Annotated in this window: 16 protein-coding genes and 1 pseudogene; 15 read left to right on the top strand and 2 right to left on the bottom strand. The window is 65.4% G+C overall.

Translation table 11 applies throughout. From position 1 onward, the window contains the following. From urtD to ureG, 10 genes are read left to right on the top strand one after another with little or no spacing between them, the layout of a single operon-like run. Positions 1 to 747 carry an urea ABC transporter ATP-binding protein UrtD gene (gene urtD, locus NYR58_RS13360; RefSeq protein ID WP_261521366.1) on the top strand — a complete coding sequence of 249 codons (747 nt, stop codon included), beginning with the start codon at positions 1 to 3 and terminating at the stop codon, positions 745 to 747. Positions 748 to 749: 2 nt separating this feature from the next. Then, the gene (urtE, locus tag NYR58_RS13355; protein WP_261521365.1) at positions 750 to 1,454 is read left to right on the top strand and encodes an urea ABC transporter ATP-binding subunit UrtE; all 705 of its coding nucleotides are present in this window, start codon (positions 750 to 752) and stop codon (positions 1,452 to 1,454) included. Between the two features lie 4 nt (positions 1,455 to 1,458). After that, the gene (locus NYR58_RS13350) at positions 1,459 to 2,304 is read left to right on the top strand and encodes an urease accessory protein UreD (protein WP_261521364.1); all 846 of its coding nucleotides are present in this window, start codon (positions 1,459 to 1,461) and stop codon (positions 2,302 to 2,304) included. An 18-nt stretch (positions 2,305 to 2,322) separates the two neighbouring features. Continuing rightward, entirely contained in the window at positions 2,323 to 2,625 is a 303-nt protein-coding gene (locus NYR58_RS13345; protein ID WP_261521363.1) for an urease subunit gamma, read from the top strand. Between the two features lie 18 nt (positions 2,626 to 2,643). Further along, positions 2,644 to 2,853, top strand: coding sequence for a hypothetical protein (locus NYR58_RS13340; protein ID WP_261521362.1), 210 nt, complete (start codon positions 2,644 to 2,646; stop codon positions 2,851 to 2,853). Then, positions 2,840 to 3,145 carry an urease subunit beta gene (locus tag NYR58_RS13335; RefSeq protein WP_261521360.1) on the top strand — a complete coding sequence of 102 codons (306 nt, stop codon included), beginning with the start codon at positions 2,840 to 2,842 and terminating at the stop codon, positions 3,143 to 3,145. The genes NYR58_RS13340 and NYR58_RS13335 overlap by 14 nt, the downstream gene beginning before the upstream one ends. Then, positions 3,145 to 4,857, top strand: coding sequence for an urease subunit alpha (gene ureC / locus NYR58_RS13330; RefSeq protein WP_261521358.1), 1,713 nt, complete (start codon positions 3,145 to 3,147; stop codon positions 4,855 to 4,857). The genes NYR58_RS13335 and ureC overlap by 1 nt, the downstream gene beginning before the upstream one ends. A gap of 17 nt (positions 4,858 to 4,874) precedes the next feature. Further along, the gene (locus tag NYR58_RS13325) at positions 4,875 to 5,330 is read left to right on the top strand and encodes an urease accessory protein UreE (RefSeq protein ID WP_261521357.1); all 456 of its coding nucleotides are present in this window, start codon (positions 4,875 to 4,877) and stop codon (positions 5,328 to 5,330) included. Then, positions 5,296 to 5,985 carry an urease accessory protein UreF gene (locus tag NYR58_RS13320; protein WP_261521356.1) on the top strand — a complete coding sequence of 230 codons (690 nt, stop codon included), beginning with the start codon at positions 5,296 to 5,298 and terminating at the stop codon, positions 5,983 to 5,985. The genes NYR58_RS13325 and NYR58_RS13320 overlap by 35 nt, the downstream gene beginning before the upstream one ends. Further along, positions 5,982 to 6,635 (top strand): urease accessory protein UreG, encoded by a 654-nt coding sequence (gene ureG / locus NYR58_RS13315; RefSeq protein ID WP_261521355.1) that lies wholly within the window; start codon positions 5,982 to 5,984, stop codon positions 6,633 to 6,635. Before NYR58_RS13320 ends, ureG begins: the two co-directional genes overlap by 4 nt. 121 nt (positions 6,636 to 6,756) lie before the next feature. Here ureG and NYR58_RS13310 read toward each other — a convergent pair whose 3' ends face one another. Together NYR58_RS13310 and NYR58_RS13305 are read right to left on the bottom strand one after the other, a co-directional pair. Beyond that, positions 6,757 to 7,329 carry a gluconokinase gene (locus tag NYR58_RS13310; protein WP_261521354.1) on the bottom strand — a complete coding sequence of 191 codons (573 nt, stop codon included), beginning with the start codon at positions 7,327 to 7,329 and terminating at the stop codon, positions 6,757 to 6,759. After that, positions 7,298 to 8,062 (bottom strand): SDR family oxidoreductase, encoded by a 765-nt coding sequence (locus NYR58_RS13305; protein ID WP_261521353.1) that lies wholly within the window; start codon positions 8,060 to 8,062, stop codon positions 7,298 to 7,300. Before NYR58_RS13305 ends, NYR58_RS13310 begins: the two co-directional genes overlap by 32 nt. Positions 8,063 to 8,324: 262 nt before the next feature. On the opposite strand from NYR58_RS13305, the gene NYR58_RS13300 reads away from it, so the two are divergent. The 5 genes and pseudogenes from NYR58_RS13300 to NYR58_RS13280 all read left to right on the top strand — a co-directional run. Then, positions 8,325 to 9,308 (top strand): zinc-dependent alcohol dehydrogenase family protein, encoded by a 984-nt coding sequence (locus NYR58_RS13300; RefSeq protein ID WP_261521352.1) that lies wholly within the window; start codon positions 8,325 to 8,327, stop codon positions 9,306 to 9,308. Between the two features lie 293 nt (positions 9,309 to 9,601). Continuing rightward, positions 9,602 to 10,954 (top strand): oxygen-independent coproporphyrinogen III oxidase, encoded by a 1,353-nt coding sequence (gene hemN / locus NYR58_RS13295; protein WP_261521496.1) that lies wholly within the window; start codon positions 9,602 to 9,604, stop codon positions 10,952 to 10,954. 34 nt (positions 10,955 to 10,988) lie between these two features. Continuing rightward, the gene (locus NYR58_RS13290; protein WP_261521351.1) at positions 10,989 to 11,312 is read left to right on the top strand and encodes a DUF6455 family protein; all 324 of its coding nucleotides are present in this window, start codon (positions 10,989 to 10,991) and stop codon (positions 11,310 to 11,312) included. Between the two features lie 359 nt (positions 11,313 to 11,671). After that, positions 11,672 to 12,061 (top strand): YbaN family protein, encoded by a 390-nt coding sequence (locus tag NYR58_RS13285; protein WP_261521350.1) that lies wholly within the window; start codon positions 11,672 to 11,674, stop codon positions 12,059 to 12,061. A 171-nt stretch (positions 12,062 to 12,232) separates the two neighbouring features. Beyond that, a pseudogene (locus tag NYR58_RS13280) lies at positions 12,233 to 13,363 on the top strand (MFS transporter); the annotation flags it as partial. Positions 13,364 to 13,432: the final 69 nt, after the last annotated feature.

The following is a 13,432-nucleotide window of genomic DNA, read 5'->3' as shown; positions in this document are numbered from 1 at the left end:
ATGAGCGACAGACAGACCCTTCTCTACCTCGACGGCGTTTCGGTCTCCTTCGATGGCTTCAAGGCGATCAACAATCTCTCGCTCATCGTCGGCCACAGGGAGCTCCAGGCAATCATCGGCCCCAACGGCGCCGGCAAGACGACCATGATGGACATCATCACCGGCAAGACCCGGCCCGACGAGGGCGAGGTGTTCTTCGAAGGTGCAATCGACCTTACCCGCCTCGACGAAACGGCCATCGCCGAGCTCGGCATCGGCCGCAAGTTCCAGAAGCCCACCGTGTTTGAAAGCCACACCGTGTGGGACAATCTGGCGCTGGCCCTGAAGAAGCCGCGCGGCGTCTTCTCCACCTGGTTCTACCATCCGTCGCAAGAGGACGTGGCCCGGCTCGACGAGATTCTCGACATCATCCGCCTGCGCCCGCGCCGCGACGCGCTGGCGGCCAATCTGAGCCACGGTCAGAAGCAGTGGCTGGAGATCGGCATGCTGCTTGCGCAGGATCCCAAGCTGCTTCTCGTCGACGAGCCGGTGGCCGGCATGACGGATGCCGAAACCGTGGAGACAGCGAAGCTTCTGAAGGAGATCGCCAGGACACGCTCCGTGGTGGTGGTCGAGCACGACATGAGCTTCGTCCGCGATCTGGCGGCGCGCGTGACGGTGCTCGCAGAAGGCTCGGTCCTCGCTCAGGGCAGCCTCGACCATGTGAGCGCGGATCCGCGCGTCATCGAAAGCTATCTGGGAAGGTGAAAATGGCCGTCGCACTCCATGTCGACAGCATCGACCTCTACTATGGGGCAGCCCGGGCGCTGAAGGCGGTGAGCATCGAGGCAAGGCCGGCGGCCATCACCGCCGTGCTCGGCCGCAACGGGGTGGGCAAATCCTCGCTTCTGAGGGCCATCGTCGGGGTGCACCCGGTGGCCGGGGGCGAGGTGCGCCTTGCCGGCTCGGCCCTCGGCAAGGCGCCGCCCTACCGCCGGGCGCGGCTTGGCCTCGGATACGTGCCCCAGGGGCGCGAGATCTTCCCGCTGCTGACGGTGCGGGAAAACCTCATGACCGGCTTTGCGGCACTCAAGGGCGACGAACGCACGATCCCGGAGACGGTCTTCACGCTCTTTCCGGTGCTCAAGGACATGCTTGCGCGGCGGGGCGGCGACCTGTCCGGTGGCCAGCAGCAACAGCTGGCCATCGGGCGGGCGCTCGTCACACGTCCCAAGGTGCTCATCCTCGACGAACCCACGGAAGGCATCCAACCTTCCATCATTAAGGATATCGGCCGCGCGCTCGCCTTCCTGCGCGATGAAATGGGCATGACGATCCTTCTTGTCGAACAGTATCTCGACTTCTGCCGGGAACTGGCCGACAGTATCTACATCATGGACCGGGGAGAAATTCTCCATTCCGGCCCGGCCGCCGACCTGGACCAGCCGGAGATCCGGCGCCACCTGATGGTGTGAAGGCATGCCAGCCAGCGCAACCAACCCGGCATCCATGCCGCAAGCGCCCGCCCCGATGCAGCGCTCTCGCGGCACGGGCAGGCTCGGCACGAAGCTGCGGGGGGAGAAGACCTGCCTCGATACCTTCTTCCAGGAAGGCTGTGCCAAGATCCGCCTGCCGCGCGCCCGGGACCGCGCATTGGAGGCTGTGCTCATCAACACCTCCGGCGGCCTTGCCGGCGGCGATCGGGTGCACTGGCAGGCCGACGCCGCGCCCGGCACCCGCCTGGTGCTGACCACACAGGCCTGCGAGCGCGTCTACCGCACCACGGATGAGCCTGCGCACATCAAAACCGTTCTGAAACTCGGCGCTGGCGCGCATGTCGACTGGCTGCCGCAGGAAACGATCCTCTTCGAAGAGAGCCATCTTGAGCGCACGCTCGCGGTGGAGCTTGCCGGAGACGCCACCTTTACCGCTGTGGAGGCCGTTCTGCTGGGGCGCGAAGCCATGGGCGAAGCCGCACGCGCAGCGCGGCTCACCGACCGATGGCGCATCCATCGCGATGGCCGGCTTGTCCACGCGGAAGCAACACGGCTGACGGGCGCCGATTTCGAGCGCGACGGCCTGTCGCTGCTTGCTGGCCACAACGCCTTTGCCACCCTGATCGCAATCGCACCCGACGCGCAGGAGAAGCTTCGGGCACTGCGCGCCAGGCTCGACCCCGGCCTTGCTGCGGCAGCCAGCGCGATGGGCGAGCGGCTGGTGCTGCGCATGCTCGCGCCATCCGGGCTTGCCCTGCGGCGCGCCCTCGCCCCCGCCATTGCCCTGCTTTCAGGCGCCGGCGCCCTGCCCCGCCTGTGGACCATGTGACGCAAGAACGAGACCGCCATGAACCTTACACCCCGCGAGAAAGACAAGCTTCTGGTTGCCATGGCCGCCATGGTGGCGCGCCGCCGATTGGAGCGCGGCGTCAAGCTGAACCACCCGGAGGCCGTCGCTCTCATCACCGATTTCGTCGTGGAAGGTGCGCGCGATGGTCGCCCGGTGGCGGAGCTGATGGAAGCCGGCGCCCATGTGATCACCCGCGAGCAGGTGATGGAAGGCGTGGCCGAGATGATCCACGACATCCAGGTGGAGGCCACCTTTCCCGACGGCACGAAGCTCGTCACCGTTCACGAACCCATCCGCTGAAGAAGGATAAGGACCGTCATGAAGACCAGCCTGAGCCTGATGGCCACGGCCATCGCCTCCCCGGCGCTGGCCCACGGGATTGCCGCCAACCACAGCCATGTGGGCGGGACGGTGCTGTTTCACCTGTCGCCTCTGCTTGTGCTCGGCGCCGGCATCGCACTGATCGTCTTCCGCATCCTGTGCAGGAGGGGAGAGAAGATCGGAAGGGGCCGTCATGATCCCCGGTGAAATCATCACCAGGCCCGGAGAGATCGAACTGAATGCGGGCGCCGATCCATGTGTGCTGGAAGTCAGCAACACCGGAGACAGGCCGGTGCAGGTCGGTTCGCACTATCACTTCTTCGAGGTGAACGAAGGACTCGCCTTCGACCGGGAGAAGGCCCGCGGCATGCGGCTCGACATCGCCGCCGGCACCGCCGTGCGTTTCGAGCCCGGCCAGACGCGCGAGGTGCGGCTGGTGCCGCTTTCCGGCGCGCGGAAGGTCTACGGATTTCAGAAAAAGCTCATGGGAGCGCTTTGATGCCAGCAAGAATTTCCCGGGCTGCCTATGCCGACATGTACGGCCCGACCACCGGCGACAGGGTGCGGCTGGCCGACACCGAGCTCTTCATCGAGGTGGAGAAGGACCTGACCGTCTATGGCGAAGAGGTGAAATTCGGCGGCGGCAAGGTGATCCGCGACGGCATGGGCCAGAGCCAGGCAAGCCGCGCCGAGGGCGCGGTGGACACCGTCATCACAAACGCGCTCATCGTCGATGTCACCGGCATCTACAAGGCGGATGTGGGGCTGAAGGACGGCCTCATCGCGGCCATCGGCAAGGCCGGCAACCCGGATACACAGACCGGCGTCGACATCATCATCGGGCCGGGCACGGAAGCGATCGCCGGGGAAGGCAAGATCCTCACCGCCGGCGGCTTCGACGCCCATATCCATTTCATCTGCCCACAGCAGATCGAGGAAGCCCTGATGAGCGGGATCACCACCATGCTGGGCGGCGGCACGGGGCCAGCGCATGGAACGCTGGCCACCACCTGCACACCGGGCGCCTGGCACATCGGGCGCATGATCCAGTCCTTCGACGCCTTCGCGATGAACATCGGGCTTGCGGGCAAGGGCAACGCCTCGCTGCCCGACCCTCTCGTCGAGATGATAAAGGGCGGAGCCTGCGCACTGAAACTGCACGAGGACTGGGGCACCACCCCGGCCGCCATCGACAACTGCCTGTCGGTCGCCGACGACCATGACGTTCAGGTGATGATCCATACCGACACGCTCAACGAAAGCGGCTTCGTGGAGAACACGATCGCCGCCTTCAAGGGCCGCACCATCCATGCCTACCACACGGAAGGAGCCGGCGGCGGCCACGCGCCCGACATCATCAAGGTGTGTGGACTGGCGAACGTCATCCCATCCTCCACCAATCCGACGCGCCCCTACACGGTGAACACCATCGCCGAGCATCTCGACATGCTGATGGTCTGCCACCATCTGGACAGCGCCATACCCGAGGACGTGGCCTTTGCCGAAAGCCGCATCCGCAAGGAGACGATCGCGGCGGAAGACATCCTGCACGACTTGGGCGCCTTCTCCATCATCGCCTCCGACAGCCAGGCCATGGGCCGCGTCGGCGAGGTCATCATCCGCACCTGGCAGACGGCCGACAAGATGAAGCGCCAGCGCGGGCGCCTGGCGCAAGAGACGGGCGACAACGACAATTTCCGCGTCAAGCGCTACATCGCCAAATACACGATCAACCCGGCCATTGCGCACGGCATCTCCCGGCATATCGGCTCCATCGAGACGGGCAAGCGCGCCGATCTCGTCCTGTGGAATCCGGCCTTCTTCGGCGTAAAGCCGGAACTGATCCTCCTCGGCGGGACCATCGCGGCCGCTCCCATGGGCGATCCGAACGCCTCCATTCCAACGCCGCAACCCATGCACTACCGGCCGATGTTCGGTGCCTACGGCAGGGCGGCGTCCGCCTCCTCCGTCACCTTTGTCTCGCACGCCGCCCTGGAAGACGGGTTGAAGGAAAAGCTGGGGGTGGAAAAGGGCATGCTGGCGGTAGAAAACACGCGCGGGCAGATTGGCAAAAAATCCATGCTGTTCAATGATATGACACCGCATATCGAGGTTGACCCCGAAACCTATGAGGTGCGGGCCGACGGGGAGCTGCTCACCTGCGAGCCTGCGACGGTGGTTCCCATGGCGCAGCGCTATTTCCTGTTTTGATGAGCCGAGGCATCAGGATGAACCGCGCCACCGCCATTTCCCGCTCCTTCGCACAAGCCGCCGATACGATCACGCTCGACGAGACGGCCCGCCATCGTCGGCGCATGGCCATGCGGTCCGACAACGGCATCGAATTCCTGCTCGATCTCAGCGAGGCCCGGCTGCTTTGCGATGGCGACGGGCTTGTGCTCGACGATGGGCGCATCATCGCGGTGCGTGCGGCGCCCGAACCGCTCTACGAAGTGCGCGGGCGCGACCGGCGCCACCTGCTGGCGCTCGCCTGGCAGCTGGGGAACCGCCACCTTCCCGCCGAGATCTGCGAGGAGCGGATCCTCATCCGTCGCGACCACGTCATCCGCGACATGCTCATCGGCCTGGGCGCCACCGTCATGGAGATCAGCGCACCGTTCTCGCCGGAAGGTGGCGCCTATCACAGCCATGCCCATGGGTCCCATCACCACCACCATGATTGAGCGGCGTGCCCTTCAGAGACTGCTTGCCTGGTCGTCGCCCGCCTTCCCCGCCGGCACCTTCGCCTATTCCGGCGGCCTTGAGACAGCCATCGCCAATGGCATGGTCAACAATGCGGCGCGAACGCGCGACTGGATCGAGGCTAACCTTAAAGCGGGCGGGGCGCGCAACGACGCGATATTCGCCGCCGAGGCGGGGCGCGCGCATGCGGATGCCGGACGGCTCGGCGAACTTGCCGAGCTCTGCCTGGCGCTCCTGCCGGCACGCCAACGGCAGGAGGAGATGCTCGTGACGGGCGGCGCCTTTGCCGAGGCCGCGCGCGTCTGGCCCGACCCGGTGCATGACCGGCTGCCCGCGCCCTGCCCCTACCCGGTCGCCTTCGGCGCCGTGACAGGCGCTGCCGGCATCGAGACGGGAGAGACCATTGCCGCCTTCCTGACGGCCCACGTGCAGTCGCAGGCATCGGTCGCGGTGCGGCTGGTGCCCATCGGCCAGAGCGAGGGTCTCGCCATCCAGGCAATGCTGGAGCCGCTCGTTGCGGAACTGTCGGCCGGACTGTGTGATGCCACGACCGCGGATCTGGGTTCGGTGGCCTATGCGGCCGACATCGCCGCCATGAAACATGAAACGCTTGGGACGAGGATTTTCCGCTCATGACATCGCTCAACGGCCCCCTTCGCATCGGCATCGGCGGTCCGGTCGGCTCCGGCAAGACCACGCTTTGCGAAGTCCTGCTCAAGGCCATGCGCACGCGCTATTCCATGGCTGTGGTGACCAACGACATCTACACCAAGGAAGATGCGCTGATTCTGGCACGCCTGCAGGCAATCTCGGAGGATCGGATCGTCGGCGTGGAGACCGGCGGCTGCCCGCACACGGCCATCCGCGAGGACGCTTCCCTCAATCTCGCAGCCATTGCCGATCTCAACCGCCGCTTTCCCGATCTCGACATCGTGCTGATCGAGTCGGGCGGCGACAACCTGGCGGCCACCTTCTCGCCCGATCTGGCCGACCTCACCATCTATGTCATCTCCGTCGCCCAGGGGGAGAAGATTCCGCGCAAAGGGGGCCCAGCCATCACCCGCTCGGATCTGCTCGTCATCAACAAGACAGACCTTGCGCCCCATGTCGGTGCCGATCTGGAGGTGATGCGCGCCGATACCGAAAAGGTGCGCGAGGGCCGGCCCTATGTGATGACCGATCTCTTGCGCCGCAGAGGCGTGGAAGACATTTGCCGCTTCATCGAGGAGACAGGCGGTCTCCGCCTGCCCGGCGGCTCCGGGATGCCAGGCAAGGCGACGGCCTGATGCGCCCTTTCGCACGGCACCTCTGCCGGCGCTTTGGAGGCCCTCTTCTTCAGGCCGCCGAACCGTCTGCCATCCACGACAGACAGGTTGGATGAAGGCCGTAGGGCGGCAACGCGGTTCTTCAATGGGTGCCGGGCTCTTGCGGCAGGACGGCACCGCTGCGCTCAAGCTCCTTCAGGGCGGCGGCAACGATCTCCTCGACCGTCATGGCGATGTCGACGGCCACCACATGAGCCTCGCCACGCGGGTCTTCAAGCGTCGCGAGCTGGCTGTCGAGAAGCGCCGCCGGCATGAAATGGCCCGTGCGCGCCCTCATGCGCTCCCGCAGCAGCGCCCTTCCACCATACAGGAACACGAAGAAGAGCCTGCCGCCCGCAGCCGCGTTCAGCCGGTCCCGATAGGCCCTTTTCAGCGCGGAACAGGCAATGACAAGGCCCTGACCCTCGGCCGCGGCGGCCGAGATGGCAGCGCCAATGCGCGCAAGCCAGGGCCAGCGGTCCTCATCCTGCAGCGGAATGCCGGCGGCCATCTTCTCGATATTGGCCGCAGGGTGGAGCGAATCCCCCTCGATGAAGGGAAGTCGGAGCCGCGCGGCAAGGCGCGCGCCGACGCTCGTCTTCCCGCAACCGCTGACGCCCATCACGACGACGAGCAGCGGCGGCTCACAGGCAGGCCGTGATGCCGCCATCGACATAGAGAACATGCCCGTTCACGAACGAGGAGGCGGGCCCGGACAGAAAGACAGCCGCGCCGACCAGCTCCTCCACCTTCCCCCAACGGCGGGACGGCGTGCGGTTCTCCAGCCACGCCGAGAAATCGGGATCATCGACCAGAGCCTGGTTGAGCGGTGTCTCGAAATAACCCGGGGCGATGGCGTTTACCTGAATCCCGTATTGCGCCCAGTCGGTGCACATGCCGCGCGTCAGGTTGCGCACAGCACCCTTGCTGGCGGTGTAGGGGGCAATGCCCGGCCGTGCCAGCTCGCTCTGGACCGAGGCGATGTTGATTATCTTGCCACGTCCACGCGTGATCATGTGGCGGGCCACCGCCTGGCCGACATAAAAGACGCTGGAGACGTTGGTCGCAAGAATCTGTTCCCAGCGCTCGGCCGGAAACTGTGCAAGCGGTGCGCGGAACTGCATCCCGGCATTGTTGACGAGGATGTCGATGGGCCCGACCTCGCGCTCGATCCGATCGACAGCCTCCTCGACCGCCTTCTGATCCGTGACGTCGAACGGCGCTGCGAGGGCATCGAAGCCCTCGCCACGAAGGGCTTCCACGGCCGCATCGAGCCTCGCCTGCCCCCGGCCGTTCAGGACCACGGCGGCACCATGCTGCGCCAGGCCGCGCGCCAGCGCCAGGCCGATCCCCTGGCTCGACCCGGTCACCAGGGCGCGCGCGCCCGTCAAATCGAAGAGTGAACTCACCCGCTTCCTCCCGTGCTGCAGCGCCGCAACCTCGCAGCCTGCGTTCCTTCCCGGCTGCATGTCATCCATAACACAACTGCAGGGCAGGCCGTCTACATCGAAGCGCCGCGCCTGCTCACGCCGGGCAGCGGGCCGCCGGGCAAGAAGATGGTGTACTTTGCCCGGCCTTGCCGGTTTAATCATGGATGTGATGGGAGAGGTTGCCAGCCCTCGGCCAAGGCAGCCGCCGAGAGGCGCTCCAGGCAATCGGGAGGCAAAAGCCATGAAGGCGATGGTGCTCGAAAGGGTGGGCGAACCGCTGCGTCTCACCGAGCGGCCGGATCCCGCGCCGGGGCCCGGTGAAATCAGGCTCAGGATCGAGGCCTGCGCCGTGTGCCGAACAGACCTGCATGTCGTGGATGGCGATCTCGAAAACCCCAGGCTGCCGCTCGTTCCCGGTCACGAGATCGTCGGCATCGCCGAGGCAGTGGGCAAAGGTGTGGACCCGGCGCGCATCGGCCGCCGCCTGGGCGTCGCGTGGCTGGGGCACAGCTGCGGTTCCTGCTTCTACTGCCGGAGCAACGAGGAGAATCTCTGCGACAGGCCGGTCTTTACCGGCTTCACGCGCGATGGCGGTTTCGCCACCCATGTGGTGGCCGACGCAGACTTTGCCTTCGATCTTGACCCGGCTGCCGATGCGGTGGCGACAGCGCCGCTTCTGTGCGCCGGGCTCATCGGCTGGCGCTCGCTCAAGAAAGCAGGCGACGGGCGCCGCATCGGCCTTTATGGTTTCGGGGCAGCCGCCCACATCATTGCCCAGGTGTGCCGCTGGCAGGGGCGCGAAGTCTACGCCTTTACCCGCCCCGGGGACGAGGATGCGCAGCGCTTCGCCCTGAGCCTCGGCGCCGTGTGGGCCGGTGGCTCCGACATGGCGCCGCCACACCCGCTCGATGCGGCGATCATCTTCGCGCCCGTGGGATCGCTGGTGCCCGCAGCACTCAAAGCCGTGCGCAAGGGCGGGCGCGTGGTCTGCGGCGGCATCCATATGAGCGACATTCCCGCCATGCCCTATGCGATCCTGTGGGAGGAACGCCATCTGCTCTCCGTGGCCAACCTGACCCGTGCCGACGCCCGCGAGTTCTTTCCCCTCGCCGCACAGGCGGGCGTGCACACCCACACCACGCCATATCCCCTCGAGCAGGCCAACCAGGCTCTTTCGGACCTGCGCGAGGGCCGGCTGAGCGGCGCGGCCGTGCTCGTTCCCTGAGCCCGGAAAAAAGCAAGGCGGCAGCCGCGGCATCGTGCCGTCTTTGCGTCAGAGCAAAGTGGGTGTCCCTTGTGTGCGCTATGGATTGTCCATTCGCAGGGCTGGCCGGTGCCGGCCCGTCGCTCGATGCGTGAATTTCGAGGATGTGACATCGTGATCGAGGGTCGCCCGCTCAATGCCGCTGAAAGCCCGCAAGACCACGGCAGATCGAGCCGCCCGAGGCTCAATGACGGAACGCCCCGCCGATGCAGGACGAGCGCCACCGCCCAATCGACGAAAAGGCAGATGAGATGATGCGACCCGAGCTTGCCGCGCGCCTGCGCGAAGAGCGCCTGCCCCGCTACACCAGCTATCCAACGGCTCCGCATTTCTCGCCCGCGATCTCGGGAGAGACCTATGCGGAATGGCTGAACGCCATGCCCGGCGGCATCACCAGCTCGCTCTATGTGCATATCCCCTTCTGCCGGTCGATGTGCTGGTATTGCGGCTGCCACACGCGCATCACCAAGCGGGATGCGCCAATCGCCGATTATCTGTCTCTGCTCCGGCGCGAGATCGACCTCGTTGCCGACCACATCGGACAGGCACCCCCGGTGCGCCATCTGCATTTCGGCGGCGGCACGCCGACGATCATGGCCCCGGAGGCCTTCTTCGATCTCGTCGCGCTCATCACGGAAAGATTCCCGTTTGCCGCCGACGCCGAGATTGCGGTGGAGATCGACCCGCGCACCGTGGATGGCGCGATGGTCTCCGCCCTCGGCTCGGCCGGTGTCACGCGGGCCAGCCTCGGCATCCAGAGTCTGGACCCCGTCGTCCAGCGGGCGGTCAACCGGGTTCAGGATTTCGAGCAGATCGCCCGCGTGAGCGAGGCACTGCGCGCCGCCGGGATCGCCGGCCTGAACTTCGACCTCATCTACGGATTGCCGCATCAGACCGTGACATCCTGCATCGAAACCGTGCTGCAATGCTTGGCGCTGCGCCCGGAGCGGTTCGCCGTGTTCGGCTATGCCCATGTGCCCCAGTTCAAGAAGCATCAGCGCATGATCGAGGAAGCCACCCTGGCCGATGGCGCCGAGCGGCTCGCCCAGGCCGAGACCATCGCCGATCTGCTGGTCGAGGCGGGATATGTGCGGATCGGCTTCGATCATTTTGCACTGCCCACCGACACCATGGCAAAGGCCCTGGAAAGCGGCCGGCTGCGCCGGAATTTCCAGGGCTACACCACAGATCCGGGCGATGTGCTGATCGGCTTCGGCGCCTCTGCCATCGGTCGGCTCTTCCAGGGCTATGTCCAGAACGAGGTCTCCCTTTCGCGCTATGCCGAGCGCATTGCAGACGGCAGGCTTGCAACATCGAAAGGTTACGCGCTGACGGCGGACGATCGCCTCCGCGCCGAGATCATCGAGCGGCTGATGTGCGACTTCCGCGTGGATCTGGAGGCGATATGCCGCAAGCATGGTGGGCGTGCGGATCTCCTGCTCGGCGCCAATTCCCGGCTGCACAGCCTGGCGGCCGAGGGGCTGGTGGCGATCGACGGGCGTGTCGTCACCGTTGCCGAGGAAGCGCGCCTTCTGGTGCGCAGCGTCGCATCCGCCTTCGATGCGCATCTGGGATTTTCCGAACGCGCCTACAGCCGCGCCGTATGAGGCGGTGCGGGCAAAAGGCCCCGGCGAGGGGATCGTGAAGACACCCTCGCCGACATCCGCTCCAACACACGGGAGGCAACCGTGCGGCCCTTTTGAACAACGCTGGTCACAAACGCACAAGGTGTGGCGCCAGTTCGCCCAGTTTGACCTGATGATGAAGCGCACCGGGGTCGATCCGGTGGCGGCGGCACGCACCTCCGGTGGAGTGGAGATGGCGCAGGCCCGCAATGTCTGCCTGCAATGCCTTGAGCATCGCGAATGCCGCGACTGGCTCGCCAACACCCAGGATTTGCAGCCACCCCCGGACTTCTGCCCGAACGCCCTCTTCTTCCGCCGCTTCAGACAAGAACCGGGTTGAGACGCCAGAGCGGCGGTTCGGGGACAGGTTTTGTGGTCGATGTTCAGCAAATTCGAGCGGCATTGATGCCGATCATGCCGTGGCCTTGCGTATGAGCTTGTTTTGCTCCTTGAGTTTATCCATGTTGATAGAGCGGCAGGCTTCGAGCGAGTGTTTCATGGAGTCGCAGGAAATCAGAGAAGTGCCATCCTGGCGATTCTTCCGATAACCTCAAGCACCGCACTCTCGCAAGAAGGGCGGGCGTGTTCGAATCGACTGGATAGCAGTGGCCGAACAGATGGCCGCCGCGATGATCAGGAGATCTGCCGACACGTCACAGTGCGCGCCATCGCCTCCCCGGCGCGAAACTGGAATGTGATATGACGCTTCGTCTTGTCTGGATGCTTGTGGGTCTTGCGGCAACCGCCTGCGGCATCGCCGGCGCCGTGCTGCCGCTTCTGCCCACCACGCCCTTTCTGCTTGTCGCCGCCTATGCCTTTGCGCGGTCCTCGCCGCGCCTGCATGCCTGGTTGATCGACCATCACTATTTCGGTCCCCTCATTGCCAACTGGCAGCAAAATGGCAGCATCGACCGCAAGACGAAGCGCGCGGCCATCGCCGTGATGGCGGCAACCTTCGCCCTGTCCTGGCTGCTTGGCGTCACGGCGGTGGTTCTGGTCGTCCAGGCAATCGTCCTTTGCGCCGCGACGACATTCGTGCTGACGCGGCCGAGCGGGCCGCATAATCCTGACCAAGACCGGCAGGCCTGAAGCCCGGTCATCTCGATGGTTTCGCCGCACGTGGCAGAAACCTGCACGGGGCCTGTCGGGAAAGACGAGTCTTCCTTGATCTGGCGCAAAGAACAGAACCGCCATCTTTGGTGACGGTGGCTCTGGTGATGCGGGGGATGTGACCCCCCGGGCCAATCGGGGAAACGGACCATGAGCCATATCCAGCCAATGGACCGCGGCGGACAGACCCGCGCGCTCACAATGAGCACCGTCGCATTCACCGTCTGCTTTGCCGTCTGGACGATCTTCTCCATCATCGGCGTGCGCATCAAGGACGAGCTGGGCCTGAGCGAAGCCGAGTTCGGCCTGCTGGTCGGCACGCCGATCCTCACCGGCTCGCTCTCCCGCATCTTCCTTGGCGTCTGGTCGGATCAGTATGGCGGACGCCCGGTCTATGTGGCGGTCATGCTGTCTGCCGCGGCTGCCACCTTTCTCCTTTCCTATGCCGAGACCTACCCGCAGATGCTCCTTGCTGCCCTCGGTGTGGGCATAGCCGGCGGCTCCTTCGCCGTCGGCGTCGCCTATGTGTCGCGTTGGTACGAGACGCAGAGGCAGGGAACGGCGCTCGGCATCTTCGGCGCCGGCAATGTCGGGGCGGCGGTCACCAAGTTTCTCGCACCCTTCGTGCTCGTCGCCTATGGCTGGCAGACGGTCGCGCAGGTGTGGGCTGTCGGCCTTGTCGTCATGGCAGCCCTCTTCTGGTTCACCACCAGCGACGATCCGGTAACCCGCAGCCGCCGGGCGCGCGGAGAAAAACCGAAGAGCGCCTGGCTGGAGCTGGAACCGCTCAAGAAGCTCCAGGTCTGGCGCTTCGCGCTCTACTATTTCTTCGTCTTCGGCGCCTTCGTGGCGCTGGCACTGTGGCTGCCGCGCTTTCTCATCGGCGTCTACGGCCTCGACATCACCACCGCCGGCATGATCGCAGCCGCCTATTCGGTGCCGGCCTCGATCTTCCGCGCCTATGGCGGCGTGCTCTCCGACAGATATGGCGCAAGACGGGTGATGTACTGGACCTTCCTGGTCTCCGTCGTGATCACCTTCATCCTGTCCTATCCGCCGACCGACTATATCGTGCACGGCATCGAAGGCCCGATCGCCTTCCGCTTCGAGATCGGCGTCGTCTCCTTCACCGTGCTCGTCTTCATCCTCGGCTTCTTCATGAGCCTCGGCAAGGCGGCGGTCTACAAGCATATCCCGGTCTACTACCCGGACCATGTGGGCGCCGTGGGCGGCCTCGTCGGCATGATCGGTGGCCTGGGCGGCTTCGTGCTGCCTGACCTGCCCCCAAGAAACTGGGCCATTCAAAAGGAGAGTTTGTTCTCTTAACGTTCGAAGCAACAAGGAGAACAG

Source organism: Chelativorans intermedius, from assembly GCF_025398255.1.
GTDB classification, from domain to species: domain Bacteria; phylum Pseudomonadota; class Alphaproteobacteria; order Rhizobiales; family Rhizobiaceae; genus Chelativorans; species Chelativorans intermedius.
This window is presented reverse-complemented; position numbering and strand designations above follow the sequence as displayed.

Excerpts from the sequence above, each read along its gene's own strand:
- NYR58_RS13285 (WP_261521350.1), top strand. The coding sequence starts at position 11,672 with ATGACGCTTCGTCTTGTCTGGATGCTTGTGGGTCTTGCGGCAACCGCC.
- NYR58_RS13335 (WP_261521360.1), top strand. The coding sequence starts at position 2,840 with ATGATCCCCGGTGAAATCATCACCAGGCCCGGAGAGATCGAACTGAAT.
- NYR58_RS13345 (WP_261521363.1), top strand. The coding sequence starts at position 2,323 with ATGAACCTTACACCCCGCGAGAAAGACAAGCTTCTGGTTGCCATGGCC.
- NYR58_RS13300 (WP_261521352.1), top strand. The coding sequence starts at position 8,325 with ATGAAGGCGATGGTGCTCGAAAGGGTGGGCGAACCGCTGCGTCTCACC.
- NYR58_RS13310 (WP_261521354.1), bottom strand. The coding sequence starts at position 7,329 with ATGTCGATGGCGGCATCACGGCCTGCCTGTGAGCCGCCGCTGCTCGTC.
- hemN (WP_261521496.1), top strand. The coding sequence starts at position 9,602 with ATGCGACCCGAGCTTGCCGCGCGCCTGCGCGAAGAGCGCCTGCCCCGC.
- NYR58_RS13340 (WP_261521362.1), top strand. The coding sequence starts at position 2,644 with ATGAAGACCAGCCTGAGCCTGATGGCCACGGCCATCGCCTCCCCGGCG.
- NYR58_RS13325 (WP_261521357.1), top strand. The coding sequence starts at position 4,875 with ATGAACCGCGCCACCGCCATTTCCCGCTCCTTCGCACAAGCCGCCGAT.
- ureC (WP_261521358.1), top strand. The coding sequence starts at position 3,145 with ATGCCAGCAAGAATTTCCCGGGCTGCCTATGCCGACATGTACGGCCCG.
- NYR58_RS13320 (WP_261521356.1), top strand. The coding sequence starts at position 5,296 with ATGCCCATGGGTCCCATCACCACCACCATGATTGAGCGGCGTGCCCTT.
- urtD (WP_261521366.1), top strand. The coding sequence starts at position 1 with ATGAGCGACAGACAGACCCTTCTCTACCTCGACGGCGTTTCGGTCTCC.
- urtE (WP_261521365.1), top strand. The coding sequence starts at position 750 with ATGGCCGTCGCACTCCATGTCGACAGCATCGACCTCTACTATGGGGCA.
- NYR58_RS13350 (WP_261521364.1), top strand. The coding sequence starts at position 1,459 with ATGCCAGCCAGCGCAACCAACCCGGCATCCATGCCGCAAGCGCCCGCC.
- ureG (WP_261521355.1), top strand. The coding sequence starts at position 5,982 with ATGACATCGCTCAACGGCCCCCTTCGCATCGGCATCGGCGGTCCGGTC.